General features: G+C 68.7%; 23 protein-coding genes. 11 read left to right on the forward strand and 12 right to left on the reverse strand.

The window, feature by feature from the left end; genetic code table 11:
• Positions 1-416: 416 nt before the first annotated feature.
• Positions 417-1,178, forward strand: coding sequence for a metal-dependent transcriptional regulator (locus tag BN3906_RS07540; protein ID WP_066586705.1), 762 nt, complete (start codon positions 417-419; stop codon positions 1,176-1,178).
• Here BN3906_RS07540 and BN3906_RS07545 read toward each other — a convergent pair.
• Positions 1,159-2,196, reverse strand: coding sequence for a zinc-dependent alcohol dehydrogenase family protein (locus BN3906_RS07545; protein ID WP_066586707.1), 1,038 nt, complete (start codon positions 2,194-2,196; stop codon positions 1,159-1,161). The genes BN3906_RS07540 and BN3906_RS07545 overlap by 20 nt on opposite strands.
• A gap of 149 nt (positions 2,197-2,345) precedes the next feature.
• Here BN3906_RS07545 and BN3906_RS07550 point away from each other — a divergent pair, with 149 nt between their 5' ends.
• The 3 genes from BN3906_RS07550 to BN3906_RS07560 all read left to right on the forward strand — a co-directional run bounded on the left by BN3906_RS07550 (position 2,346) and on the right by BN3906_RS07560 (position 6,235).
• A complete protein-coding gene (locus BN3906_RS07550) occupies positions 2,346-3,176 on the forward strand; it encodes a hypothetical protein (RefSeq protein ID WP_066586710.1) in 831 nt (276 codons plus the stop codon).
• Positions 3,177-3,282: 106 nt separating this feature from the next.
• The gene (locus BN3906_RS07555; protein ID WP_066586712.1) at positions 3,283-5,115 is read left to right on the forward strand and encodes a hypothetical protein; all 1,833 of its coding nucleotides are present in this window, start codon (positions 3,283-3,285) and stop codon (positions 5,113-5,115) included.
• The gene (locus BN3906_RS07560; protein WP_078057270.1) at positions 5,108-6,235 is read left to right on the forward strand and encodes a nucleoside hydrolase; all 1,128 of its coding nucleotides are present in this window, start codon (positions 5,108-5,110) and stop codon (positions 6,233-6,235) included. Before BN3906_RS07555 ends, BN3906_RS07560 begins: the two co-directional genes overlap by 8 nt.
• Here BN3906_RS07560 and BN3906_RS07565 read toward each other — a convergent pair.
• The 5 genes from BN3906_RS07565 to BN3906_RS07585 all read right to left on the reverse strand — a co-directional run bounded on the left by BN3906_RS07565 (position 6,204) and on the right by BN3906_RS07585 (position 10,361).
• Positions 6,204-6,566, reverse strand: a complete 363-nt coding sequence (locus tag BN3906_RS07565; protein ID WP_066586714.1) for a hypothetical protein — start codon at positions 6,564-6,566, stop codon at positions 6,204-6,206. The two genes, BN3906_RS07560 and BN3906_RS07565, sit on opposite strands and share 32 nt — an antisense overlap.
• An 84-nt stretch (positions 6,567-6,650) precedes the next feature.
• Positions 6,651-7,703, reverse strand: a complete 1,053-nt coding sequence (locus BN3906_RS07570; protein ID WP_066586721.1) for a phosphotransferase family protein — start codon at positions 7,701-7,703, stop codon at positions 6,651-6,653.
• Positions 7,700-8,932 (reverse strand): acyl-CoA dehydrogenase family protein, encoded by a 1,233-nt coding sequence (locus tag BN3906_RS07575; protein WP_066586724.1) that lies wholly within the window; start codon positions 8,930-8,932, stop codon positions 7,700-7,702. Before BN3906_RS07575 ends, BN3906_RS07570 begins: the two co-directional genes overlap by 4 nt.
• A gap of 38 nt (positions 8,933-8,970) precedes the next feature.
• The gene (locus tag BN3906_RS07580) at positions 8,971-9,750 is read right to left on the reverse strand and encodes an SDR family oxidoreductase (RefSeq protein WP_066586727.1); all 780 of its coding nucleotides are present in this window, start codon (positions 9,748-9,750) and stop codon (positions 8,971-8,973) included.
• A gap of 26 nt (positions 9,751-9,776) precedes the next feature.
• On the reverse strand, positions 9,777-10,361 hold the full coding sequence (locus BN3906_RS07585) for a TetR/AcrR family transcriptional regulator (protein ID WP_078057271.1): 585 nt from the start codon (positions 10,359-10,361) through the stop codon (positions 9,777-9,779).
• A gap of 44 nt (positions 10,362-10,405) precedes the next feature.
• Between BN3906_RS07585 and BN3906_RS07590 the strand changes: the two genes are divergently transcribed.
• Together BN3906_RS07590 and BN3906_RS07595 are read left to right on the forward strand one after the other, a co-directional pair.
• Positions 10,406-10,693 (forward strand): histidine phosphatase family protein, encoded by a 288-nt coding sequence (locus BN3906_RS07590; protein ID WP_066586730.1) that lies wholly within the window; start codon positions 10,406-10,408, stop codon positions 10,691-10,693.
• A 111-nt stretch (positions 10,694-10,804) separates the two neighbouring features.
• On the forward strand, positions 10,805-12,421 hold the full coding sequence (locus BN3906_RS07595) for an AMP-binding protein (protein WP_066586732.1): 1,617 nt from the start codon (positions 10,805-10,807) through the stop codon (positions 12,419-12,421).
• Here the strand turns inward: BN3906_RS07595 and BN3906_RS07600 are convergent.
• Entirely contained in the window at positions 12,411-13,109 is a 699-nt protein-coding gene (locus tag BN3906_RS07600; RefSeq protein ID WP_066586733.1) for a FadR/GntR family transcriptional regulator, read from the reverse strand. The two genes, BN3906_RS07595 and BN3906_RS07600, sit on opposite strands and share 11 nt — an antisense overlap.
• Positions 13,110-13,396: 287 nt before the next feature.
• Between BN3906_RS07600 and BN3906_RS14095 the strand changes: the two genes are divergently transcribed.
• A complete protein-coding gene (locus BN3906_RS14095) occupies positions 13,397-14,626 on the forward strand; it encodes an alpha/beta hydrolase-fold protein (protein ID WP_222705275.1) in 1,230 nt (409 codons plus the stop codon).
• A gap of 70 nt (positions 14,627-14,696) precedes the next feature.
• Here the strand turns inward: BN3906_RS14095 and metE are convergent, their stop codons facing one another.
• Positions 14,697-17,045: a 5-methyltetrahydropteroyltriglutamate--homocysteine S-methyltransferase gene (metE, locus tag BN3906_RS07610; protein WP_066586734.1), complete on the reverse strand. Its 2,349-nt coding sequence runs from the start codon at positions 17,043-17,045 to the stop codon at positions 14,697-14,699.
• Positions 17,046-17,556: 511 nt separating this feature from the next.
• Between metE and BN3906_RS07615 the strand changes: the two genes are divergently transcribed.
• From BN3906_RS07615 to BN3906_RS07625, 3 genes are read left to right on the forward strand one after another with little or no spacing between them, the layout of a single operon-like run.
• Positions 17,557-18,351: a glycosyl transferase family 9 gene (locus tag BN3906_RS07615; protein WP_066586737.1), complete on the forward strand. Its 795-nt coding sequence runs from the start codon at positions 17,557-17,559 to the stop codon at positions 18,349-18,351.
• Complete coding sequence (locus BN3906_RS07620) at positions 18,348-19,043, forward strand: energy-coupling factor transporter transmembrane component T family protein (protein ID WP_066586740.1); 696 nt, start codon at positions 18,348-18,350, stop codon at positions 19,041-19,043. The genes BN3906_RS07615 and BN3906_RS07620 overlap by 4 nt, the downstream gene beginning before the upstream one ends.
• A 58-nt stretch (positions 19,044-19,101) precedes the next feature.
• On the forward strand, positions 19,102-20,364 hold the full coding sequence (locus BN3906_RS07625) for an ATP-binding cassette domain-containing protein (protein ID WP_078057273.1): 1,263 nt from the start codon (positions 19,102-19,104) through the stop codon (positions 20,362-20,364).
• Between the two features lie 146 nt (positions 20,365-20,510).
• On the opposite strand, the gene BN3906_RS07630 is transcribed toward BN3906_RS07625, so the two are convergent.
• Entirely contained in the window at positions 20,511-21,053 is a 543-nt protein-coding gene (locus BN3906_RS07630) for an Hsp20/alpha crystallin family protein (protein WP_066586742.1), read from the reverse strand.
• Positions 21,054-21,241: 188 nt separating this feature from the next.
• On the opposite strand from BN3906_RS07630, the gene purT reads away from it, so the two are divergent.
• Positions 21,242-22,459: a formate-dependent phosphoribosylglycinamide formyltransferase gene (gene purT, locus BN3906_RS07635; protein ID WP_066586743.1), complete on the forward strand. Its 1,218-nt coding sequence runs from the start codon at positions 21,242-21,244 to the stop codon at positions 22,457-22,459.
• Between the two features lie 58 nt (positions 22,460-22,517).
• Here the strand turns inward: purT and BN3906_RS07640 are convergent, their stop codons facing one another.
• The 3 genes from BN3906_RS07640 to BN3906_RS07650 form a co-directional block, all read right to left on the reverse strand.
• Complete coding sequence (locus BN3906_RS07640; RefSeq protein ID WP_066586745.1) at positions 22,518-23,300, reverse strand: RidA family protein; 783 nt, start codon at positions 23,298-23,300, stop codon at positions 22,518-22,520.
• A gap of 132 nt (positions 23,301-23,432) precedes the next feature.
• A complete protein-coding gene (gene trhO, locus BN3906_RS07645; RefSeq protein WP_147592872.1) occupies positions 23,433-24,401 on the reverse strand; it encodes an oxygen-dependent tRNA uridine(34) hydroxylase TrhO in 969 nt (322 codons plus the stop codon).
• A gap of 31 nt (positions 24,402-24,432) precedes the next feature.
• Positions 24,433-24,978 carry a GNAT family N-acetyltransferase gene (locus BN3906_RS07650; RefSeq protein ID WP_066586748.1) on the reverse strand — a complete coding sequence of 182 codons (546 nt, stop codon included), beginning with the start codon at positions 24,976-24,978 and terminating at the stop codon, positions 24,433-24,435.
• Positions 24,979-25,186: the final 208 nt, after the last annotated feature.

Below are 25,186 nucleotides of genomic sequence, written 5' to 3' on the forward strand. Positions count from 1 at the left end.
CTGACTCTGGATCTCTTCCGGAGTTGTCCTCCGGTGCCACTTCCGCTGTTCGTTCCGTTGACCAGCGTCGACCACGTGCCCGCGGTGTGTCTACGCATAACTTGGCATGTCACGGCCACAAGTCAGTTGTTGATGGTCAGGGACAATTCCGTCCGGTACCGGGAATACCGGTCTGTTTTCCGTTGAAAGATTTAACTTCACAGTCTGCGACGACGGTTTCCGTTATCCCTGTTTCCAAAGTTCCCGGTCGCAAACACTGAAATTAGTGTGGACACACAGGGGCACGGGGCGGGAAAGTGGTTCTCGGCGTCTGGGCCGGCGCACGGGCCGGCGCACGGGCAGGTGGACTGGTCGGGCGGACAGGTGAAGACGTGGACAGGTGAAGACGTGGACGACCGGAAGGTGGGACGATTACCGTGACAGCGGATGTCACACGGGTCACAGAGGACTACCTGAGGTTGATCTGGCAGTCCCGCGACTGGCCCGACGTACAGCGCAGGCCGACGACCGGCAGTCTCGCCGCAGCGCTCGGGGTGACACCTTCCACGGTCTCGGCGAACCTGAAGAAACTGGCCGGCAGGCAGTTGATCGACTACGAGCCCTACGGTGCGATCGCCCTGACCGGGGAGGGGGAGAAGATTGCGCTGCACGTGGTGAGGCGACGCCGCATCATAGAGACGTTCCTGGTCCGGCAGCTCGGTGTGGAGTGGGACGAGGTCCTCGACGAGGCCGACCGGCTGGAACATGTCGTCTCGGAGCGGCTTATCGGTCGGTTGGACGAGATTCTGGGACACCCTGCGGTGGACCCGCACGGTGATCCGATTCCCCGGCCGGGACAGGCGGGTGAACCTTCCGCGGTGGTGCTGTCCTCCTGCGTGTCAGGGGACAGCGTGCAGGTTGTCCGGGTCTCGGACATGAACACTGACATTCTCCGCTTCCTGTCCGGACGCGGCATCGGCCTCGGCACCACCCTGGTTGTGGAGGTGGAGATGTCGGCGACGGGCCTGATGAGGGTCAGGCACGGCGAGAGGGTCGCCGAGCTGAGCGCGCCGATAGCTGCCGCGGTGCTTGTCGTCCCGGCCTCCGGGGCGGGGGTGCAACAGTCCCCGCCCGACCGGGACGGCCCCGACCGGGACAACCCTGCCGCAGAGGACGGCGTCACGACCACGGGTCGATGAGCAGCTTCCCCGGTCCGGTGGTTCCGGCGTCCAGCGCCTCCGTCAGGCGCGACAGGCCCACCCGGGTCGCGACCGCAGTACGCAGCAGGCCACGGCGCTGCAGAGCGAACACCGGTCCGAAGAGCGGGGCCAGCTGTGACCGGGGCAGGGAGTGGACAGTGTCACGCAGGCGGAACATCTCGACCCTGGTACCCCGCCGTCCGTCGAAACAGGCCGGGGGGAGTGGTCTTCCCGACAGCAGTCCGTAGAGGACGAGGACGCCACCGGGTGCCAGAATGTCCGTGAGGTCGGATCCCAGAGATCCGCCGACGCAGTCCAGGACGATGTCCGCACCGTCCGGTCCGACGGCCGAGCGCAGACGGGTCCTCCACCCGGGTACGGCGGTGCCCACGATCCTGCTCCACCGGGACGGATCGGCGACCGGCGGGGAATGACCGGCAGCCCGGCGGACCAGGCCCACGGGGCGGACCGGGGCCAGGCCGGGGTGGGTGAGCGGCAGTTCGGTGAGCAGTTCGGCCAGGTGCCCGGCAATGGCGGAACCTGCGGCGGTGACGACGACGGTCGGTGGCGTCCCCGGTGCCCGGCCGGCGGCGGGCCGGGTGCAGAACCGGTCGACCATGAGTGAGGCGGTGAGGGGGTTGATGTAGGAGAAACAGGCGGTGGCGTCGTCGAGGTCGTCGGGCACCGGGACGCACCAGTCGCGTCCGACGTTCCTGAGCTGCTGCCAGCACCCGGGGCCGCCCAGAGGAAGGACGCGGCGTCCTTCCAGGGAGCTGCCGCTGTGGGCGGCCCCGCGGTCGTCCTCGACGACACCGACACCTTCGAAACCGGGGACGAAGGGGAATACCGTCCGCGACGGGTACGCCCCGGACACCGTCACCGCATCCGAGGGGTTGACCGTCGTCGCCGTCATACGGATGCGCACCTCACCGGGGCGGGGTGGCCCGGGTCCGTCGACGGTGAGGACGGACACGGAGCCGGCGAGGGGGCCCGGCGTCCGGGCGACGGCTGCTTTCATGGTGCGGCAGTGTACCGGACCCCCGCGCCTACCCCCGGCAGTGGTTCCTGCCTGCGAACCCGGGGACGGTGAGAGCAGTCACACCTTAGTATGAGCGGATACCCCCCGAACCGGTCATCCACCCCTCCGACACCCCAGGAGCATTCCCCGTGAGCTTCGGCTTCCTATTCTTCGTCCCCTCTCCGGATACAGGTACTCCGGACGGGTACCTGCCGGACAATGCCCTGCTCTCCCTGGCGAACGAGCACATGAACACCCTGGAGGCCGCCGACACGGCAACCACCGTGGACCTCGGGCAGAAGGAACCGCCCACCTGGGATGAAGCTGCAGCGAACGCCCCGGCACAGATCATCGACCTCGCAGGGTGGGTCAACCACCACGCCGACCTGGGGGCTCACGACCCGAACCTGCCCCCCGCGTTCCGGTTCCTGTCCGTCTCGGAGTACCCGGTCACCCCGGAATGCGGCGTCCTGCACATAGCGGTCCCGTTCTCCACCGCGGAGGTGACCGGACGCCACTTCCAGTTCAAGGCGGCCGAACTCGGTGTCTGCATGGTCGATGACATGGAACAGGTGTGGGTCAACCCCACCGGAGGAGATTCCGGCCTGCGGATGCGTGACTCACTGGACACGGTCACCACCCATGTCGACCGGGCGAGCATCCTCGCCGTCCTGGGGGAGGACGTCGACCGTCGTCGACGGGCAGACCAGGGCATCCCTTTCGTGGTCCTGGAGGTCAACGGGGATGATTCGACAGCTCCTGTACCCGGGGTCCGGTACGTGCAGGCCGCACTGACGGGTGCGGGCTGGGTGGTCGAGTACCGTACCGCCAACAGGCACTACCGGCTCGACGACGGGGAGATTGACGCGGGCAATGCGCTGGACAGTATCACCACGGTCCTCGCCGAGTACGCGTCCGGCGACTCCGCGTCTTTCCTGGCGCACCGGTGGAGTGACGCCTCAGCGGAACTGATGATGTGACGGACGCCGGCCACGGGCGGGGGCCACAGGCAGGGGACACAGACTGGGGGGAACGGGTGGACTCAGCCGGCAGGTCCCGTTCCGTGTCGTTTGTTAGCGTGTCCACATGGACCCCTTGGACAACGCCTTTCTCCTCGTAGCGCCATCCGCAGTGGGCGACGGTGCGGCGTGGTGTCCGCCGGAGTACCTGCGCGGGGCACCCGGGGTTCCTGACGGGGACGAGGCCCGGCACCTCCGGGAACTGGCGGAGGACATTCTCGACCTGCCCGGCGTCCTGGGACTGTTCGACCACGCAGTCCCCGCGGACACCGGAATTCTCGCGGGAGAGGAGTTCCCGCCCGAGAGCAGGGCAGAACTTGTCGCCATGGCTGTCGACCACCGGTTCTGCCTGACCACCTTCGACCTGGTCGCCGGTGCGGTGGGGGAGATCCTCGTCAATGCGACCGGCCCGGCGACCGACTGCCTCATGTGGGACTCACACGACCGCATCACCACGCACGTGGACCGTCGGACAGTCGGTGACCTGCTGAAAAGGGACATCTCCAGGTGCGAGGAAGAGGGCGGGTCCCCGTCGGTCACGGTGGAGCCGGTCGACGGGAGCCTGTCGCCGGTGCCCGGCGTCCACCTCGTCCACGCCGTCCACCTGCGCGACCGTCTCTGGGTGGTCAGCCACGCCACCGGGGGGCCCGACCCCGAGCTCGAGGTCACAGTCGACGGAGTCGAGGAGGTGGTACGGGTGGTGGGGAACTTCATCGACGGGGACGCCGCGGAGTTCCTGGGCCGGGACTGGAACCGCCCGGGCATCGTCCCCGACGACGACGGTGATTCCACCGACGCCGACGAAAGCCCGGTGACCGTCCACTTCTTCCTCGCCGCGGACTTCGACGACGACCCCGGCCAGTTCCGCACCTCCCGCGACTTCGAACTCGCGGCAGAGGACTTCAACTCCTATGCCCGGGATCCTGCCGCCGACCGGGACGCAGTTCCCGAGGTGCTGGACAATTTCGCCGACTGGATGAACCGTCGCGCCGTCCGTGCGGCCGACGACCCCGACAATCCTCCGGCGGACATGTACATGGACCTGGACCCCTTTCCCGTCCGCCCCCGTGGACGGATGCTGTCGGTGACCGTCCCCCTGGTGGCCCACGTCCACGACGACACTTTCGTCGATCTCCTGGTCAAGGCGTCCTCCCTGGGCCTGTGCATGCTGGAGGAGAACGGCACGGTGTGGGTCAACGCCTCCGGTCCTGTCACAGACTGCCGGGTCAGCGTGCGCGGTGGCGGTGTCGTCCTCTCGGCGACACCGGAGTCCCTGCGGTCGACCCTGGAGGCTGCCGTCTTCGCCGGCGTCGAAGGGTTCGTCCTCTCCGTGGAACCGTCCGGCCGGGCTGTCGGCCCGCCGGTCCCCGGGGTGTCGGAGGTGCAGGTCGGAATCGGGGAGAACAGCTGGATCATCCACCGGCTCTCCGAGAACAGGCGTTTCTCCCTGACCACCCCGGGTACCACCGTCGACGACGTCATCGAGCTGCTCGTGGAGTACCTGACCGGGGACACCGGGGCACTTCTCGGCCGGGACTGGGAGGACATCTCCGAGGGCACCGTCCCGGACGGGTCGTCGCGGTGGCAGCTCTCGGACTCGACCGGGAACATTCTCGAGGTCGGCGAGCAGGAGGTGCACGTCGCGGTGCCGATGAACTACGACGAGGACCTCAACTGGTTCCAGGTCTCCGACCGGATCGTCCAGGGCGACTACATCACCGTCAGCCGCCACCTGGGCACCAAGTGGAGCGTGATGTGGGGACACGGTTTCGGCGAGGAACATTACTTCCGTAGGATCGTGGACACCCGGGAGGACGCCGAAACGCTGATCCACGCCTGGATAGATGAACCCGAGAGCGACTTCCTCGACCGCGGATGGGAGCTGGTCGACAATGACTGATTCTGTGACTGACCCACGGACTGACCCACGGACTGCCGGAGCCGCGGCGCCGGAGCTCCCGTACACCCTCGTCGCCGACGTGGACACGGGGATCGACGACGCTCTCGCACTCCTCTGGCTGGCGTCCCTGCACCGGCGGAAGGAGATCGACCTCCACGTCACCACGGTCGCCGGCAACACCACCGCCGCCACCGCCGCCCGTAACTCGCGGGAGGTGCTGCAGGTCGCGGGTGTCCCGGAGGTTCCGGTGACTGTCGGGGCGGGGCGTCCCCGGGTTCTCCCGTTGACGACGACACCGGAGACCCACGGCCCCGGCGGACTCGGATACCGCATTCCCGCCTCCCCTGCCACAGGTACCGGGGAGGCGGAGGGCACCGGGGACCCCGGGGACGCAGTGGCCGCGTGGGAGGCGGCGTCCCCGGACCGGATCCTCGTCGCCGGTCCCGCGACGAATCTCGCGTGGGCGGTCGAACACCGACCGGAGGTACTGCGGGGCACCCGGGTCACCCTGATGTGCGGGGCATTCCTGTACCCGGGCAACACCACTCCGACCGCGGAGTGGAACGCCTGGTCTGACCCGCATGCACTGGCGTACTGCCTGGACAACTGGCCCGCGTCCGCACCGTTGCCGCAGATCTGCCCGCTGAACGTCACCGAAACTGTCCTGCTCACCCCGCAGCGCCTGGAGGAGTGGACTGCGGCGGCTCCGGCGGAGGTGGGCGTCCTCCTGGATGAACTGCTGCGCTTCTACATGGAGTTCCACCGGTCGGTCGGGGTCGGCTACGTCGCCCAGATACATGATCTCGCGGCAGCGACCGTCCTGTGTTCGGCGGTGCCGGCGGAGTTCCGGGACGCCACGGTACGGGTCGCCCTCGGTGACGATCTGGTGCGCGGGACCACGGTCGCGGACTGGACGGGCGCGACGGCCCAGGGTGACGGGCGTTGTGCCGGCACGGGCCCCGACCCCTGCATACAGGGCGGTCTTCAGGGTGCGAGGAATACAGAGCCGGCAACGGGGCCGTACTGGGGACGTCCCGCCAACGCCAGGATCCTCACGGGTCTCGACCCGGAGACGGTCTTCGCCAGGTTCAGGGAAGCGTTGACCGCTCCGGCAGGATGATCTCGGTGGCGCCGGCGCCGTCCGCGCTGGAGCCGTCGTCGCTGCCGGACAGTGCCATGAGGAACATCACCGCGATGACGACCGCCACCACGACAACTCCGATGACAACCCCCACGATGATCGTCGACAGGCCTCCGTCACCGTCGTCGGGCTCCTGATCCCGCGAATCCCGGTGCCCGTCCGGCCGGCTGTCCAGCTTCCCGTCCAGCTTCCCGCCCGGAGTCCTGTCCTGTGTGCTGTCCTGTGTCCTGTCCTGTGTGCTGTCCTGTTCCCGGGGTCGGGCAAGGTCGTGCACCCCGTGGTACGGCGGGTTCGGTCTCGGATCTGTCACAAGGTCCTCCGGCTCTCGACGGAAAGTCTTCGTACGATGGCGGACATCCAGTGTAACCGCGCCTGCGACCGCCACCGCAGCAGACTACAGGCCCACCGCGTCGGCGATCCCGGTCGCCTTCGACACCAGCAGGTCGACCAGTTCTGTGGTGGGGGCGCCGGAGGTGGGTGCGTTCTCCGGCCTGTCGCCGACCCGACGGACCACCCCCTCCACGATCACGGCGACCTTCCACAGTCCGAGGACGTGCCAGAAATCCAGTGCGGTCCGCGACCGTCCGGTGGCCGAGAGATAGCGGTCAGCAAGTTCAGCATGGCCGGGGAAACCGTCGGAGAGCGCGGCGTCGAATCCGGGCAGGTTCGGCCCGGTGGGTGTGGGCCAGTACGCCAGCAGTGAACCGATGTCCGCCAACGGGTCACCCAGGGTGGCCAGCTCCCAGTCGACCACGGCGTTCACCGTCCCGGTGCCGGGGTCGACGATGATGTTCCCCAGGTGGAGGTCACCGTGGACGAGGACGGTCTCGGACTGGTCCGGGACAGCGTCCCGGAGTCGGGCGGTCAGTGCGTCCAGCGGGGGAAGTTCCCTGGTCTTCGTCTTCTCCCACTGCCGTGACCACCGCCGCAGCTGTCGTGGTGCGTAGGGTTCGTGGGAGGCCAGAGTGGACAGGCCGGTGCGGTCCAGGTCGACGGCGTGGACGGCGACCATGGCGTCCACCAGTCCCTCGGCGGCGGCGGCACGTGCCCGGGGTGACAGTCCGGCCGCGGCGTCCCTCGAGTTCAGCGAGGTGCCGGGGACGACGGACATGGCGATGACGGGAACACCGCCGGCGGTGGTGGTGGCCCCGTAGATCTCCGGCACCGGCACGCCGCTGCCCGCCAGGGAGGCCATGATCCGTCCTTCGCGGAGGACGTCGTGGGCGGAGGCGGTGAGCCGGCCCAGGGGAGGACGCCGCACCACCACCCGGTGTCCGTCCCCGTCGGCGGCGAGGAAGGTGAGGTTGGACTGTCCGGCCCCGATGCGGGTGAGGGTGACCGGGCCGTGCCGGTCACTGATCACCGGGCCGTGCAGGTCAGGTGACGAGGACAGGGAAGCCAGCCAGGTGGTCAGTTCGGCGGTGTCGAAGGCGGTGGTCGTGTTCATCGCGCTACCCCGCCATCGTCGGTCCGGTGACGCCGTAGTTCGGTCCGGGCGATGGTCATCAGGTGCACTTCGTCAGGGCCGTCGGCGAGTCTCAGGGTCCGCAGTCCGGCGTACATCTGCGCCAGGGGTGTGTCGTCGGTGACGCCTTCCCCGCCGAACACCTGGATGGCCCGGTCGACGATCCGCAGGGCCGTCCGAGGCGCCAGGACCTTGATCGCGGCGATCTCCTGTCTGGCGGCCTTGTTGCCGACGGTGTCCATCATCCATGCCGCTTTCATGGTCAGCAGTCGGGCGGATTCTATGCTGATCCTCGCTTCGGCGATCCAGTCGCGGATGTTGTCCCGGTCCGACAGGCGGCGTCCGAAGGTGGTCCGCGACATCGCCCGTCGGCACATCAGGTCGAGGGCACGTTCGGCGATGCCGATGGACCGCATGCAGTGGTGGATGCGTCCGGGGCCGAGACGGTCCTGGGAGATGCGGAAGCCCGCGCCTTCGCCGCCGAGGATGTCGGAGTCCGGTACGAAGACGTCCTCGAACCGGATCACGGCGTGGCCTTCACGGTCGTGGTAGCCGAAGACCGGGAGGTTGCGGACCACGGTCACCCCCGGTGCGTCGGCGGGGACGACGAGCATGGACTGCTGGAGGTGCCGGTCGGCGTCCGGGCTGGTCTTGCCCATCACGATGAGGACGCCCAGGTTCGGGTGCATCGCATTGGAGCTGAACCATTTCCGACCGGTGAGACGGTAGCCGCCGTCGACCCTGCGGAAGTCCATGGCGATGTTCGTGGCGTCGGAGGAGGCTACCCCGGGCTCTGTCATGCAGAACGCGGAGCGTATCTCGCCGCGCAGGAGGGGGGTCAGGTACCGGCGGCGGTGTTCGTCGGTGCCGTAGAGTTCGAGGATCTCCATGTTCCCGGTGTCCGGGGCGTTGCAGTTGCACGCTTCGGGGGCCAGGCCGATGCTGCGTCCCATGATCTCTGCCAGGGGCGCGTACTCGGTGTTGGTCAGTGCGGGGACCCCGTCTCCTGCGTGGGGGTGGAACAGGTTCCACAGGCCACGGTTCTTCGCCTCCTCTTTGAGTTCGCCGAGGACGGCGGGGAAGTGGTGGGGGTCTCCGGAGGCCCGGATCTGTTCCTCGGCGACCGGTTCTGCGGGGTAGACGCATTCGTCCATGAATGCGGTGAGGCGGTTCTGGTAGTCGGTGCTGCGGTCGGTGTTCGCGAAATCCATGCTGTTCTCCCGGGGTGCCGGTTGTCGGGGTGGGCGCTCTAGTGTCCGACGGTGCCGACGAGCTGCCCGCCGTCGACGACGAGGTTTGCGCCGGTGATCCACGAAGTGGAGGGGGCGGCGAGGAAGGCCACGGCGTCGGCGATGTCGGAGGGTTCGCCGATCCGTGCCAGGGGTGTGACAGCTGTGACGGTGTCCTCGTGGTCTCTCCACAGCGCCTCGGACAGTCGGGTGCGGACCACTCCCGGGCACACGGAGTTCACCCGGACCCGGGGGCCGAGTTCCCGGGCCATCTGCCGGGTGAGGTGCACCAGGGCGGCTTTCGAGGCGTTGTAGACGCCGATGCCGTCCTCCATGGTCAGTGCGCCGATGGAGGCGATGTTGACCACGGCGCCAGTGCCGACGGTGCCGAGCCCTGCGGCCAGGGCTGCGGCGGTCCACACGGCGGGTGCGGTGGTGTTGATCTCGAAGACCTTGGCGACCAGGGCCGGGTCCTGGTCGGTGACGGGGCCGTAGGCGGGGTTGGTTCCGGCGTTGTTGACGAGGATGTCGAGGCGTCCTGTGGTGTCGACGGCGGTGTCGCACACTGCGCGGGCGGCGGCCGGGTCTGCGGCGTGGGCGGCGGTTCCGGTGACGCTGCCGGCACTGTCGGGGAGGGAGTCGGTGATTGTCCGGGCGGCGTCGTCGGCGCGGGCGGCGTCCCGTGCGGTGAGGATGACGTCCGCCCCGGAGGCGGCGAGGAGGGCTGCGGTGGCGTAACCGATGCCGCGGGATCCGCCGGTGACGACGGCGGTGCGGCCGGTGAAGTCGTAGGTGGTCATGGCACCACACTACTGTGAACTGTGATTCATTTCACCGAATCGGGAGAAAGGCCCAGAGTTCCCAGCCAGATACGGTCGGCGGTGGAGCACATACGCTCGAAAACCTCGTCGGTGTCGGGGAATCTGCCGTCAACCCAGGCGACGTAGGCAAGGCGCGAGACCGCCGCCGACAGTGCCGTCGCCGTCATCTCGGGATCGTCCAGGGCGATCTCCCCGGCGTCCACGAGACGCTGCAGCGCCCGGGAGTTGCGGTCGATGAAACCGTCCGCCCGCAGCAGCCGCTGGCGTCCGAAGCTCTCGTCGGCCTGCGCGACCTGTTCCATCAACGCCATGATCGCCCGGTTGCGCCGGTAGGAGGCCAGGTATGCGCGGTTGGTCGCACTGATCTGCGCCGCAGGGGACACGGGCCTGCCGTCCTCCGGGGCTGCCGGCCGCCCGGCGGCCCTCATCTCCTCCTCGACCTCGGAGAGCACCGCGGCGAGCAGGGCGTCCCGGTCGGTGAAGTAGGTGTAGAGCGTCCCCACCGAACACCCCGCCTCCCGGGCCACACCGGTGAGCTTGGCGTCATGGTAGCCGTCGCGGAGAAACACGGTACGCGCGGCGGAGAGAATGTCGGCGCGCCGACGCTCGGCCCGCTGGGCGCGTCCGGCCTGTGATGCCCGGGTCCGTCCGCGCCGGGCTGCAGGACGCCGCCCGCACTGCGGCGGACACCGGTGCGCTGGTGGTGGTCAGTTCAGGTGGACCGATCGCCGCCTGCGTCGCCGAGATGCTCCCCGGAGTCCGGTGGACGACCCTGCTGATGACCGTGCTCAACGGGTCGGTGACCACGATCGGGGTGACGCCGGAGGCAGGACCCGGGATGAGGCTGCGCTCGCTCAACGAGCACGCCCACCTCGACCGACAGGACGGGAAAGGCGGGCACCCTCTGCGTACCTTCGGCTGACCCCCGGAATCTGAACCGAAATTCGGACGCGGGGGTGCGGGACAGGCTAGTGTCATTTCACAACGGAAAGTCCCGTCAGTTCTCTCCCGCCAGTCACCCAAGGAGCCCGCCGTGCCCGTCACCAGCCCGCACCGCCCCGTCGAGATCCCCGGGGTCGGTGTATACGACCTCCTGTTCGCCGACCTGACCCCGCAGGACGCCGCGCGTACCGCCGTCACCGACTCCGCCACCGGCACCTCCGTCACCTTCGGGGAGCTGAGAGACCGTGTCGACGCCTTCGCCGGCGCCCTGGCGCACCGGGGCGTCGGAGTCGGGGACGTCGTGGCCCTCCACGCACCCAACTCCCTCGCCTTCGTCGTCGCCTTCCACGGCATCATGCGGGCGGGGGCGACCGTCACCACTGTCGGCGCCCTGGCCACGGCAGGGGATGTCGCCCGGCAGGTCACCGTCTCCGGGGCGTCCCTCATGCTCACCGTCGGACTGCTCGGCCCGGCCGGGGCCCAGGGGGCGGAACAGGCCGGTCTCGACACTGACCGGGTGATCGACCTGGCGGACGGGGAGCGGGGACTGGCGTCCCTGCTGTCGGAGGGCCACCCCGCACCCCAGGTCGACTTCGACCCCGCCACCCACATCGCGGTCCTGCCCTTCTCCTCGGGCACGACCGGGGTTCCCAAAGGAGTCCGGCTCAGTCACCGCAACCTGGTGGCGAATATCGTGCAGATCAGTCCGCTGCTCATGGACAACGGGCAGACCCGGGACTCGGTGATCATGGCCGTCCTGCCGTTCTTCCACATCTACGGGATGAACGTCCTGCTCAACTCCTCGCTGCACAACAGGACCCACCTGGTCACGATGCCTTCGTTCGACCTGCCGACCTTCCTCGAACTGCACCAGAGGCACAACATCGACTTCACCTTTGTCGCACCCCCGATCGCCGTGGTCCTCGCAAAGCATCCGCTGGTCGATGACTACGACATCTCCTCACTCACCACCGTGCTCTCCGGGGCTGCCGCCCTCGACGAGAACCTTGCCGCAGCGGTGGAGAAGCGGCTGGGGGTGAAAGTCCTCCAGGGGTTCGGCATGACCGAGGCGTCACCGGTGACCCACGTGTCCTCCCGGGGTGTCACACCCCTGGCCTCCATCGGTCTGCCCGTGGCGAACACCGAGTGCAAGGTGGTGGACCTCACCGACCCGGACTTCTCCGAGATCCTCCCGCCGGCGCAGGAGTCCGGACTGTCCAGGCCGGGGGAGATGTGGGTCCGCGGTCCCCAGGTGATGCTCGGCTACCTCGACAACGAGGAGGCCACCGAGGTCACACTGCTGCGCGACGGCTGGCTGCGCACCGGAGACATCGTGCGCTACGACCACCAGGGCAATGTGTACGTGGTCGACAGGGCGAAGGAACTCATCAAGTACAAGGGCTACCAGGTCGCCCCGGCGGAGCTTGAGGCACTGCTGATGACCCACGACTCTGTCGCGGACGCCGCCGTCGTCGGCTTCTTCCGGCCGGAGGACGGTGAGGAGATCCCCCGGGCGTTCGTCGTCCCCCAGGTCGACGCGTCCGGCACCCCGGTCACCGTTGACGGGGACGCGCTGATGGAGTGGGTCGCGGCACGGGTGGCGCCGTACAAGAAGATCCGGATGGTCGAGGTCATCGACGTGATCCCGAAGTCCGGCACCGGCAAGATCCTCCGCAAGGACCTGCGCGACCTCCCGGTCACCCCGTAGGCCCGACGGCACCGGGGCCGGGGGTGATGTCGTGTGAGACGTGGGCGGCCATGGCGGCAGCGGCGGCGTCCGGGTCCCGGTCCCTGATCGCCCGGAGGATCACCGAATGGTCCTCCCTGCGCAGCTGCGGAAGGTCCGGTGCCTGCAGGTCTCCGCTCTGCCGGTGGCGTCTCACCGCGGCGATGGTGCACGTGTACATGTTCAGCAGGAGAAGATTTCCGGACGCCTCGACCACGGTGTGGTGGAAACTGCCCGGGGCCCGGGCGTGACTGAACGGCAGCGTGCTTTCCGCACCGGCGTTGCGGCTGTCGTCGAGCAGGGCGGTGAGGGTCTGCAGCTGTTCCTCTGACCGGTTCACGGCGGCCTGCCGCGCACTCTCGATCTCGAGGGACCTGCGGTAGCCGAGAATGTCCGCGACGGGGAAGTCCGCGATGTAGTCGGCGATGACCGAGTTGACCGGTGTCCTGGAACGAACGAACGTGCCGACACCGCGGATCGGCTCCAGCATTCCGAGGCTGGTCAGCGACCGTACCGCCTCGCGCAAGGTGGACTTGCCCACTCCGATGGCGACCATGAGCTCATGCTCCCGGGGGATCCGTGAGTTCAGTGTCCATTCTCCGGAGGTGATGCGGGCACGCAGGTAGCGCAGGGCTGCGGCGGTCTTGCCGGAGTCGGTGGGATGAGTCACCGGGGTTCTCCCGTCAGTCTGTGGGGTCGGAGCTCCAGATGGCCACCAAGTCTAGGTCGTCAGGTCCGTATCCTCGGCCACCCGGCCACCCGGCCACCCGGTCGCCGGTGATCCGCTGGTGGTTCCGGTATGAACAGGGGCCGGGACGTGGCGCTACCGTGGTGACGGAGACAGGCCGGAGAGACTGACCGGTGGAAGATGACTGACTGTGGACGTCCGTGGAGATCGAACCGTGGAGATCGAACTGTGGAGATCGCACTGTGGTGACAGCAGGTGGGAAGGACATGATGCTTGACGGACTGACTGTGCTGCCGAGACCCGGTAGCAGGCTCCGGACACCGGTGCCGCGGACCACCCTCCCTGAGGGTTTCCGTGACCCGGCGTCGGGCCACGGGTGGGACGGGGCGCCGGTGTGGACGGAGTTCAGCCGGAGTGACGGTCGTGTCGGGGTCGTGGTGCGTCACCGCGCACCGGAGGCGACGGCGGTGTCGGTCGCCGTCAGCGGATGGTTCCGCCCGGATCCCCCCGCCGCCTGCGACCTGGAGCCGGTCGGCCACGGCTGGTGGGCGGCCGCCTTCACCGTCCCGGGGGACTGGCAGGCCTCGTACTCCTTCCTCGAGCACCGGGGACCCGTCGGGCGGACGGAGTTTCCGGCCGGCCCCGTGCCGGACCGTGAGTCAGGGCAGGGGGCTGCCCCGTGGCACGGGGGAGACCTCCACCGCCTGCCACGCCTGGTGCCCGGTGACCCCGGTCTGCGTCGCGCGACCGTCAGTGAGGTGGCACGGGTCTGCCCCCGGCGTCCGTGGCTGGACGCCTACGGGACGCCGTGCCCGGAGATGACGGTCACGTTGCCGGCCCGGTCACCGGAGGAACCGGTCGTCCGGCTGTGGCGCTCCCCGTCCGCGCGACCGGAAACTCCTGTCCCCCTGGTCGTGGTTTTCGACGGTGAGGGGCATGTCGACCGTCTCGGCACACCGCTGGTCCTCAGCTACGCGGAGCAGGCGGGGGTGGTTCCCCCGGTGGCGGTGGCCTTCGTCTCCGCCGGTCCTGCCAGGTCGGAGGACCTGGGGGTTCCCGGCGGTCAGGCGGAGTGGGTGGCAGGCGTTCTGGTTCCACGTCTCCACGCCGAGGGCGTCCTGGGCGCGGTGGACAGGACCGGCACGGTGGTCACCGGGGCCTCCTTCGGAGGACTGTCGGCACTGTTCGCACTCGCCCGGTCCGGGGGGAGGATCGGCGCCGCCGTGGCGCAGTCGGTCTCCTACTGGCGCTACCGGACACCTGACCTCGACAATGCCCTGGCCGCCGCACTCCGTGGCGGGGACGCCGTCGTCCGCCTCCAGTCAGGACGTTACGAGGGAGATTCGGCGCAGAGGGCGCAGGAACTGGCGGCGCTGCTGCGCCGGCAGGGCGGTGACGCCACCGCCCGCACGGTGTCCGGCGGTCACGACTGGGCCTGGTGGATACCGGAGATGGTTGAGGAACTCGGCGGACTGCTGTCCCGCTCCGGCAGGCCCTGACAGGGTCCTGACAGGGTCCTGACAGGGCCCTGACCGGGCAGATCAGGCCCGTGGCGTCACGCCGACGCTGTCACGCCGACACTGTCGCGCGGGCCTTCTCCGCCGCCGCGACGAGCACCCGGATCGAGGCCGTGGTCTCCTCCCAGCCGCGGGTCTTCAGACCACAGTCCGGGTTGACCCACAGCTGGGACGCCGGGACGGCCTCCAACGCCTCGGTGAGCAGGGTGTCCACCTCGGACTGTTCCGGGACGCGGGGGGAGTGGATGTCCCACACCCCGGGGCCGACACCGAGCTCGAAACCGGATTCCCGCAGTGCGTGGAGCACCTGCATCCCGTTGCGGGCGGCCTCGATGGAGGTCACGTCGGCGTCCAGGTCGCCCACTGTCCCGATGAGCTCGTTGAACTCGGAGTAGCACATGTGGGTGTGGATCTGGATGCTGTCCGCGACACCGGAGGTGGCCAGACGGAAGGCACCGACCGCCCATTCCAGGTACGCCGGTTGCTGGGCACGGCGCAGGGGCAGAAGCTCACGGATCGCAGGCTCATCGACCTGGATGATCTTCGCACCGGCGTCCACAAGGTCGTCGATCTCGTCACGCAGGGCCAGGGCGACCTGGTCGGCGGTGGTCCCCAACGGCTGGTCGTCGCGGACGAACGACCAGGCGAGCATCGTCACCGGCCCGGTGAGCATCCCCTTCACCGGCTTGTCGGTGAAGGACTGGGCCACCCGGAACCATTCGACGGTCATCGGCTCCGGGCGGGTGACGTCACCGAACAGGATCGGCGGGCGGACACACCGCGACCCGTAGGACTGCACCCATGCCAGGTCGGTGGAGTGGTATCCCTCCAGCTGTTCGGAGAAGTACTGGACCATGTCGTTGCGTTCCGGTTCCCCGTGGACCAGGACGTCGAGGCCCAGTGCCTCCTGCCGTTCGATGACGTCCCGGATCTCGTCGACCATCGCCTGGTGGTATTCGGCCGGGGTGGTCCGGCCCGCCCTCAGGTCGGCCCGGGCCCGCCGGATCTCGGCCGTCTGGGGGAAGGAACCGATCGTGGTCGTCGGCAGCGGGGGCAGGTTCAGCTCCCTGGCCTGTACTTCGCGACGCTGTTCGAACGGACTGCGGTGCCGGTCGGCGTCGGTGACGCCGGCGGTACGTGCACGCAGTGCCTCATTGTGGGTCCGCGCGGAGACACGGCGTGCCTCCACAGCGTCGTGGGAGACGGCGACCGCGGTCCGGTCAGTCTCGGTCTCGGTGCCGGTGAGCAGCCGGGACAGGACAGCGACCTCGGCGACCTTCTCGGCACCGAACGCCAGCCAGCTGCGCAGCTCGGCGTCATCGTCGAGGCTCGTCTCCTGCGCCAGGGAGTAGGGGACGTGCAGCAGTGACGATGAGGTGGACACCCCCACCGGCCCCCGCGCGGCGAGGGTCTTCAGGGTGGCGAGGGCGCGGGAAAGGTCGGTGCGCCAGATGTTGCGCCCGTCGACGACACCGGCGAGGATCTGCTCCTGCCCGGTCCACGAGGGAAGCAGGTCGGCGTCGGCGGTACGGGTGTCGGTGGACTGACGTTCGTCGGTGCGGCCGGTGACCAGGTCCACACCGAAAGCGGCGATGCCGGTGCCCGACAGGGTGCTCACCGCCAGGTCACCGTCCCCGAAGTAGGTCTGCAGCAGGATGTGCAGGTCCGACGCCGCGGCCAGCTTCGTGTACCCGGCGCGGGTGCGGGCCAGCAGGTCGGACCGGCGCCCGTCGTCGACGGCGATGTCGGTGACGAGGTAGGGCTCGTCGAACTGGACCCAGGAGGCACCGCGTTCGGCGATGCGGGGCAGCAGGCGGGCGTAGGCGTCGAAGACCTCACCGAGGTGGACCAGGGCGTCTGACCCGTCGGTGGTGCGGGCCAGTGCCAGGTAGGTCAGCGGGCCGATGAGCACCGGGCGGGCGGCGGTGCCGCGGGTGATCTGGTCGGAGAGGTCGGAGAGCAGGGCGGCGTCGTCGAGACGGAACTCGGTGTCCGCGTCGAGTTCGGGGACGATGTAGTGGTAGTTCGTGTCGAACCACTTCGTCATCGCGGACGCCGGGAGGTCGGCGGTGCCCCGGGCGGCGGCGAACAGCCGGTCGATGTAGGCGGGCAGGCCGTCGTTGCCGTGGTCGTCGATGTCGGCGACGCGGGCGGGCAGGGTGCCCAGGAGGGCGGAGGTGTCGAGCATCGAGTCGTAGAAGCTGCGGCCGATGGTGGGGACGGAGTCCAGGCCCGCCTGCGTCAGCGCGTCCGCCTGCTGGTTGACCAGCTGTGTGGCGACGGTGGCGAGGTTGCGCCCGGTTGTGGCGTCCTTCCAGTAGGTTTCCAGAGCTTTCTTCAGCTCGCGCCCGGGGCCGATGCGCGGAACCCCGGCGACGGTGGCGTTGATCTGTGCGGTCACGATGATCCTTCACAAAGTGGGTGTACGGGTCTCGCCGTCGGTGGGAGGTCACGTGAAGGCCGGGTCCGCCGGTACCTGCCGGGGGATCTGCGGATGATGCGCGGAAAGCCCCGGGGAAGCGCCTGTGGACCAGGCTGCACGCTGCGGTCCGTTCCCGTGGGGGGAAGGTCCGCAGGTTCCGCCTCATCCGGGGCTCCAGGAGGGGAACTCGACTCTCGTCGACTGCTTGGTGCCCAAGAAAACCAGTAGACCGCTCGGTCTGTCAAGTCTGCGGGTGGACTCCACTGTCCCGCATCCCGGGAAAACCCGGTTCACACGGTGTTCGGCAGGCAGCTGTCTTGCCCCCGCGGGCCGTACTGGGCACAATTGCCCGTAGCAACTTCAGGAACAACCTCAGGAACCGGCCCTGCCCGGCGATCTGAGGTGGGCGGCGACCCCGAGGTGACATAGGGGCTGCCGCGACCTGTCCAGCCACGCCGTCCACACCAGGCCAACCCAGGAAGTCATCACCGTGCGCCCCTTGTCACGCCCCGTACGCCACGCACTTGTCGGCACCAGTGTGCTGCTGTTCGTCCTCACCTGGCTCTGGCTCGTCCTCAGTCAGCCGGAGGACTCCGACTTCTCCACGGTTGCGGACTCCCGGTCCACCGCCGTCGCACTGGTGGGGTTCCTCGTCCCCACGGTCCTCTCCCTCATCGCCGTGGTCCCCACCCTGCCGGTGCGCACCCTCAGCATCATCCCCGTCGCCCTGGTGCTCAACATCGTCGTCGGCCAGGTGGTCGGGACCATGGGCCTGCCCCTGCCGCTCTACCTCGACTCCTTCGGCACAGTACTCGTGGCGGTCCTCGCCGGTCCGGCCGCAGGACTGGCCACCGGGGGACTCTCCAGTCTGGTGTGGGGGGCGTTCAACCCCACGATCATCTGCTTCGCGGCAGGCTACGCGATGACCGGCTTCGTCGTCGGTCTGGTCCGGGGACTGTGGCGGTCGTCGTGGTGGAAGGTCGTCATCGCCGGACTTGTCGTCGGCCTCCTCTCCGGCCTGGTCTCCGCCCCGGTCGCGAACTTCATCTTCGGCGGAACCGCAGGCACGGGGACCGGGCTGCTCGTCTCCGCCTACGAGGCACTCGGGTTCTCCGGTACCACAGCGGTGTTCCTGCAGTCCTGGACCTCCGACCCGGTCGACAAGGTCATCATCTTCATGCTGGTGTTCGTGGTCTACCGGGCACTGCCGCAGAAGACCCGCCGGACCTTCGCCCCCGCGGCCGACAGTGCCCCCGCCGCCGACGGCACCACGGTGACGGTGTGAACCCGTTGACGCCGTTGACCGCGGCGGTGTGTGCGGTGGTCGTGGTCATGATCGCCCACGACACCGTGGTCAGTGCCGTCATGCTGGCATTCGCCGTGGTCACCGCCGTGCTGTCAGCCGTACTGTCTGGCGGGGCCGGCCGCTCCACCGGACGCCGGTCGTCACGGCAGCTCCGCGCTCTCGGCGCCTCCCTGCTGCTCACTGTCCCGGCCACGGTCTCCTACGCGCTGATCTACGTGCCTTTCTCCGCGGAGGGCTGGACCACCGCCGGAGGGCTGTCACTCCGGTTCGCCGCGATGACGGCGTCAGGGCTGGTCCTGCTGTCCTTCGTGGATGTCGACGATCTGATGTGCTCACTGCAGCTGCGGGTCCCGGCACCACTGGTCTACATGGTCGGATCCGTGGTCCGGCTGCTGCCGATGGCACGCCGCCGCTGGTCGACGATCCGGGAGGTGCAGCGCAGCCGCGGTGTGCCCGACACCTGGCGGGCCAGGGCGTCCTGCGTCCTGCCCCTTGTCGTCGGACTGGTGGTGGAGGCCGGTCACCGTTCCCGCCCACTCCAGCGCACCGGAATCGGCGATCCCGGCCCCAGGACACTCCTGGACCCGGTGGACGATCCCTGGCAGGAGAGGGTGGGACGCCGCCTCCTGGTGCTCGTCCCGGTGTTCGTCGCAGTCACGGTGCTGTGGTGAGCTGCCGTCGGTGCCGCCGGTGCCGCCGGGCCGTGCCGACGCTGGTACGGTCTCGGCCATGACCGTGCGCTTCATCTGGGGGACCTCCGGATCCGGCCTGTCCGAGCACGCCTGGGCCACGGCCGAATCCACCGGTGCCGCGTGGGTGGGCAACGACGCCGCCGCACATATCTCGCTCCTGCGACCTACGGTCCGTCAGGAGCTCGCCTTCGGCATGGAACAGCAGGGGGTGCCCAGGGAGGAGATGGAGTCCCGCATCAGTGCCGCCGTGCACCTGTGGGGACTGGAGGAGATCACCGGTCAGGACCCGTCGGCACTGTCTACCGGGCAGACCAGGCGGGTAGCCGTCGCCTCAGCGCTCCTGCGGGACCCGGGGGCTCTCGTCCTCGACTGTCCGACAGACGGACTGGACGCCGCCGCCGTGGACACCCTGGCCGCCACGCTCGTACGGTTCAGCCGCACGGTCGGTGACGTGACCGTCTACGACCGGTTCGCCACGCCCCTGACAGCCCTCGCCGACGAGCAGTTCAGGCTGACCGACGGGCATCTCGTCGCCGCGCCGGCACCGCGGCCCGAGGTTCCTGCCACTGTTTCCGCCACGGTTCCCGCACCGCCGGGGGACGCCGTCCTCGACTGCGATCTCACCGTGGTGAACGGCGCGTTCACGCTCCGGGCGTCCCTGACCGCTTTCGCGGGCCAGGTCACCCACCTTGCGGGGCCGAACGGGTCGGGGAAGACCACCCTCATGCTCGCAGTGGCCGGACTGCGGCCGTCAGAGGGACGCCTCCACGCCCCCGCCGTCACCGGCTGGGCACCCACCGGGATGGACGCCGCGTTCTCCAGGCGCACCGTCGCCAGGGAACTGGAGGTGGGCACCGACGCGGACCACGCGGAGGCGGCGCTCCGGTGGGTGGGGCTGGAGCGGTGGCGTGACGTGCACCCGTTGGACGTGCCCAGTGCCGCACGCAGGATGGTCGCGGTCGCTGCAGCACTGGTGAGGGGGCCGGAACTGCTGCTCGTCGATGAGCCGACGGTGGGGCTCGACGCGCCGGGCCACGGGTGGCTCGCCGGGGTCCTGCGCCGGTACGCGGCGGGGGACTACCACCGTGAACTGGGGAGGGACGGGGTACGTCCGGCGGTGGTGTGGACCTGTCATGACGCGGACTTCGCCGCGGCGGTCAGCCTCGCCCTTCTCCCCATCCAGATGTCTACCAGCCACACGGGCCCCATTGCCCGTTGCACCTTCCGGAACAACCCCCGGAACCGCCCCTGCCCGGGCACCTCAGGTCGGCCGCGACCCCCAGCCAGCGGACGCGACTGAGGGACGCCGGGGGCCGGGGGCGGGGGCCGGGCACAGCAGAACCCGGCCGCAGGCGGGTGTGGCCGGGTTCTCCGGAGATGTCGTGTGTCTCCTGCTGACCAACGTCACTGCAGGGGAGGTGTTACAGCGCAGGCGTCAAGAACCGCTCAGGCTTCGACGGCGGGTGCGGTCGGTGCCGCGTCGACGGTCTCCGGCGCAGCTGCCGTCACGGTCTCCGGGGTGGAGGCGCTGTGGGTGACGGCGATCCTGCGGGTCTTGGCACGTTCTGCGACAGGCAGGGTGACTGTCAGCACTCCGTCGGAGTAGTCGGCGGTGATCTTCTCGGTGTTGACCGTGTCGCCGACGGAGATCTGGCGCCGGTAGGAACCCGAGAACCGTTCGTTCGCCAGCCAGGTGGCTCCGGACCTGCCTGAGGTCCCGTTGGCCTGGGCGTCACCCCGGGCGTCCCCGGTGGTGTCGGCGGCCGGTCCGGTGGTCCTCTCCGCGGTGATGGTGAGGATTCCGTTGTCGATGTCGATCCCGATGGATTCGGGCGAGACTCCCGGGAGGTCGGCGGTGAGGGTGAAGCCGTCCTCGGTCTTCACCAGGTCCAGCGGCATGAAGCGGGGAGCACGGGTGGCGGGGGTGCCGAAGAACTCGCGCGCGACGTGGTCGAGGGGGGCGAAGGGGTCGAGGCGGAAGCTGGTCATTGTACTGTCCTTTCTGCCCCGGTGAATCCGGGGAACGGTCTCAAAACTTGCTTGCACCACACTCAACTCTTGCGGGGGAGGATCTATTCCCGACCGGGCACATTTTTCCCGTTCAGTTTCGGTGTGACGGGGGTCCTGGGGGTAGCGTCTCGGGGTGACGCAACTGACAGTCTCCCGAAAGGAACACGGTGTACACTCCCGACGCCATCGGCACTCCGGGCGCCGCCAACGCCACGAAAGTCCTTCTCCTCGGTTCCGGTGAACTCGGGCGTGAGGTCACCGTCGCACTGCAACGGCTCGGCGTCGAGGTCCACGCCGTCGACCGGTACGCAGGGGCACCGGCACAGCGGGTCGCAGATTTCCACTACACCGTCGACATGACTGATCCGCAGATGATCCGTGGCCTGGTCGAGGAGATCCGTCCGGACTTCGTCGTCCCGGAGATCGAGGCCCTGGCCACCGGCGCCCTCCAGGAACTGGAGGACGAGCAGCTCACCACGGTGATCCCCACCGCGCGGGCGACGAGGTTGACGATGAACAGGGAGGGGATCAGGACACTCGCCGACCGGGAACTCGGGCTGCCGAGCTCCCGGCACGTCTTCGCCTCCTCCTTCGAGGAGTTCCGGGACGGTGTCCGGCAGATCGGGATCCCCTGCGTGGTCAAACCGGTAATGAGCTCCTCAGGCAAGGGACAGTCCTACATCCGGTCAGCGGAGGACATCGCCCCGGCATGGGAGTACGCGATGAGCGGTGGGCGGGTCCACTCCGAGAGGGTGATCATCGAGCAGTTCGTGCCCTTCGACTACGAGATCACACTTCTCACGGTGCGGTCGGTGGATCCGGCGACGGGGGAGGACGCCACGTGGTTCTGCGAACCGATCGGTCACCGGCAGGAGCACGGCGACTACGTCGAATCCTGGCAGCCGGCACAGATGAGCACCGAGGCACTGGAGGCCGCACGCTCGGTGGCCGCGAGGATCACCGGTGCTCTCGGCGGACGTGGAGTGTTCGGGGTCGAACTGTTCGTCAAGGGCAATGACGTGTACTTCTCCGAGGTCAGCCCCCGCCCGCACGACACCGGCATGGTGACCATGGGGTCGCAGCGGTTCAGTGAGTTCGACCTGCACGCACGGGCGATCCTGGGACTGCCGATCGACACCACCCTGATCTCCCCCGGGGCGTCCGCGGTGATCTACGGTGACGTCGAGGGCAGGGCCCCGTCCTACGCGGGTCTGGCGCAGGCACTGGCCGTGCCGGAATCCGACGTGCGGATCTTCGGTAAGCCGGAGAGTCATGTCCGTCGCAGGATGGGGGTGGCGTTCGCGACGGCCGAGGACACGGACACCGCCCGCAGGAACGCCAGACAGGCCGCGGACGCCGTGACCCTGAGCGTCAGCGGCGAATAGCCGGCGGCCCGCTCAGACGGGTTTCACGGGGGACACCTGCCGTGCTCCCGGGGCCCGGTCAGTCCTCCCCGTGGAAGACCTCGATCTCCACCTGCACGAGCCACCCCTCCACCGGCTGCTGGGCGACCCCCACGGTGACGAGGGTGGGGCGGGTGGGGTTGACCGTGCCCGGGTACAGATCCTCGACCGTCGAGGGGCGGGTCGTCCTCGTCGTCGCCGGTGCAGTGGATGACCGGCCGGTCGTGGCCGGTGAGGTCTCGTCGGGACCGGCCGGGGTGGTGGACAGCGCCACAGGCGGCGGTGGAGTGGACAGCGCCACAGTGGTCGACACGGTGGTGGTCTCCACCGGTTCCGGGAGGAGGGAGTCCCCGTTGTCCCGGTCGATGTTGGCGAAGTAGCGGCGGTAGGCACGCTGCCACCCGTCGAAGTCTGCGCCTGCCGCCCCGTCAGGTGCCAGGTAGGCCCTGACTGTGCCGACCTCGTAGAACTCCAGACCCCGGGAGGTCAGCAGGTCGTCGAGCTTGCCGAGGACCTGGAGCGACTGGGCCTCGGTCAGACTCATTCCCGCGGGCAGACGTCCTTCACTGTCGAGCAGTCTGCGTTCCACGTAGGCCAGTGGGGACCCTTCCCCGACGAAGAAGTTCACCCGGTCGGGACCGATCGCCGAGGAACGGAAGACCGAGGCGTCGGCAGGGGCCGAGATGCCCGCGGCCGCAGGATCGGTCTCACTGTCGACCTCACTGTAGAACACCGCTTTGTCTGCGCATCCGGCGGCGCAGGTCAGCAGTACCGCCCCTGCAGCGAGGGCGACCACGCGCGGGATTCCGTGGTCAGCTCTCATGGTGAACCCTCATTGTCCGTCCTCCGTGGTTCTGCGGTTCCTGTATGCCTGTTCCCGGGTCTCTCAGCGCCTCTCAGTGCCTCTCAGCGCCTCACATGGCCTCATAAGGCCTCTCCACCCTGATCATACGAATCACACGGACACGGAGCCGCTGACGCGCCCTGTGGAGGTCCCCGCCGTGTCTCCGTCCGGGACCGTCCCCGGTTCCACAGCCGGGATCCGGCACCCGGGGCGTCCGCAGTGGGAGGTCGCCGGCTGCGCGGCACAGTTGTCGCAGATGAGGACCATGTCCCGGCAGCTGTCGTTGATGCAGTTGCGGTAGGTGTTGGTCGCGGTTCCGCAGTGGATGCAGTGGCCGAGTTCCGCGGCGTCCCCGCTGAACTCCACGTGCATGCGCCGGTCGAAGACGTACAGTGACCCCTCCCACAGGCCGTGGTCGCCGAACTGCTCCCCGTAGCGGACGATCCCGCCGTCCAGCTGGTAGACCTCCCGGAATCCCCGGTCCACCATGAGCTTGCTGAGAACCTCACATCGGACGCCTCCGGTGCAGTAGGTGACGACAGGCCGGTCACGGAGGTCGTCGTACTTCCCTGAATCCAGTTCACCGAGGAAGTCCCTGGTGGTGTCCACGTCCGGGACGACCGCTCCACGGAACTTTCCGATGGCGGCCTCCATGGCGTTCCGTCCGTCGAAGAAGACGACCTCGTCGCCCCGTTCGGCAACCAGGTCGTTGACCTGGACGGGAGAGAGGTGCACCCCGCCCCCGACAACCCCGTGTTCGTCGACCTCGATACTGTCGGGCACGCCGAAGGTGACGATCTCGTCGCGGACCTTGACCGACAGCCGCGGGAAGTCACCGGCAGAACCTGCGGACCACTTGAAGTCGATGTCGTGGAAGGCCGGGTAGGTGCGGGTGCTCCGGATGTAGGCCTTGACGGCGTCGAGGGTGCCTCCGACTGTGCCGTTGATGCCGTGGCGGCTGATGATGATCCGTCCCCGGAGTCCGAGGGACTCGCACAGGGTGCGCTGCCAGAGCATCACTGCGCCGGGATCGGACAGCGGTGTGAAGCGGTAGTACAGGAGAATGCGGGATTCGGTCACGCGTGTGAGTGTAGGCGGGCCGGCCGGCATCTCAGAGGGTGAGGTGCATCTCCTGGTGCGCGATACCCTCCACGGTGAACGGTTCGCCGACAGGCTCGAAACCGTAGGAGGCGTAGAACGGCTGGGTCGCGACCTGGGCGTCGATCTTCACGACCGCCTGCTGACTCACCGGGTCCAGTGCGGCGGCGCGACCCCGTGCGACGTCGAGTGTCGCCTCGACGATTCTGCGGGCGACGCCGAAGCCGCGGAATTCCGGCAGTACGGCGAGGCGTCCTATCTGCTGTTCTTCGGCCGGCCCGAAGATGCGCGCGGTACCGATGAGCTTCAGCGGGGACCCCGGGTCGGGGGTGCCCCACCGCAGGTCCGCACCGGGGTGGATGTAGGCGAGGACATGGTGGGTGCCGGGTTCGGCGTCCGCGTCGTCGATCTCGGCGAAGCTCGTGTGCTGTTCGTTGACAAATGTGTCCACACGCAGCTTGTACAGGGCATGGACCTGGCCGGGGGTCATGGCGAGCAGTTGTTTGCCGGTGATGTGGACGTCGGGGGTCTCTGAGGAGATGTCCTGGCTGTCGGTCATGTCGATCAGGATAGTCCGGGACCCGTGGGGAGAGGGAGGATCGCGGAAAGTCTGTCCCTGCCGTGTCTTCTGCCGGGCACCGGTTTCTCCGGAGGAACTGCGGCGGACAGGGACGCCGTGGCCGGCGCAGAATGCCGAACTTATGTGATGTTCATCACAGTCAAGTCCTCGTCTGAGTCCTCGACTATTAGTGGGGTAAATATCGAGG

It is taken from the genome of Corynebacterium provencense (genome assembly GCA_900049755.1).
Classification (GTDB): Bacteria; Actinomycetota; Actinomycetes; order Mycobacteriales; family Mycobacteriaceae; genus Corynebacterium; species Corynebacterium neomassiliense.

Excerpts from the sequence above, each read along its gene's own strand:
- BN3906_RS14095 (WP_222705275.1), top strand. The coding sequence starts at position 13,397 with ATGCTTGACGGACTGACTGTGCTGCCGAGACCCGGTAGCAGGCTCCGG.
- BN3906_RS07590 (WP_066586730.1), top strand. The coding sequence starts at position 10,406 with ATGCCCGGGTCCGTCCGCGCCGGGCTGCAGGACGCCGCCCGCACTGCG.
- BN3906_RS07625 (WP_078057273.1), top strand. The coding sequence starts at position 19,102 with ATGACCGTGCGCTTCATCTGGGGGACCTCCGGATCCGGCCTGTCCGAG.
- BN3906_RS07545 (WP_066586707.1), bottom strand. The coding sequence starts at position 2,196 with ATGAAAGCAGCCGTCGCCCGGACGCCGGGCCCCCTCGCCGGCTCCGTG.
- BN3906_RS07575 (WP_066586724.1), bottom strand. The coding sequence starts at position 8,932 with ATGGATTTCGCGAACACCGACCGCAGCACCGACTACCAGAACCGCCTC.
- BN3906_RS07580 (WP_066586727.1), bottom strand. The coding sequence starts at position 9,750 with ATGACCACCTACGACTTCACCGGCCGCACCGCCGTCGTCACCGGCGGA.
- BN3906_RS07650 (WP_066586748.1), bottom strand. The coding sequence starts at position 24,978 with ATGACCGACAGCCAGGACATCTCCTCAGAGACCCCCGACGTCCACATC.
- BN3906_RS07630 (WP_066586742.1), bottom strand. The coding sequence starts at position 21,053 with ATGACCAGCTTCCGCCTCGACCCCTTCGCCCCCCTCGACCACGTCGCG.
- BN3906_RS07570 (WP_066586721.1), bottom strand. The coding sequence starts at position 7,703 with ATGAACACGACCACCGCCTTCGACACCGCCGAACTGACCACCTGGCTG.
- BN3906_RS07560 (WP_078057270.1), top strand. The coding sequence starts at position 5,108 with ATGACTGATTCTGTGACTGACCCACGGACTGACCCACGGACTGCCGGA.
- BN3906_RS07555 (WP_066586712.1), top strand. The coding sequence starts at position 3,283 with ATGGACCCCTTGGACAACGCCTTTCTCCTCGTAGCGCCATCCGCAGTG.
- BN3906_RS07640 (WP_066586745.1), bottom strand. The coding sequence starts at position 23,300 with ATGAGAGCTGACCACGGAATCCCGCGCGTGGTCGCCCTCGCTGCAGGG.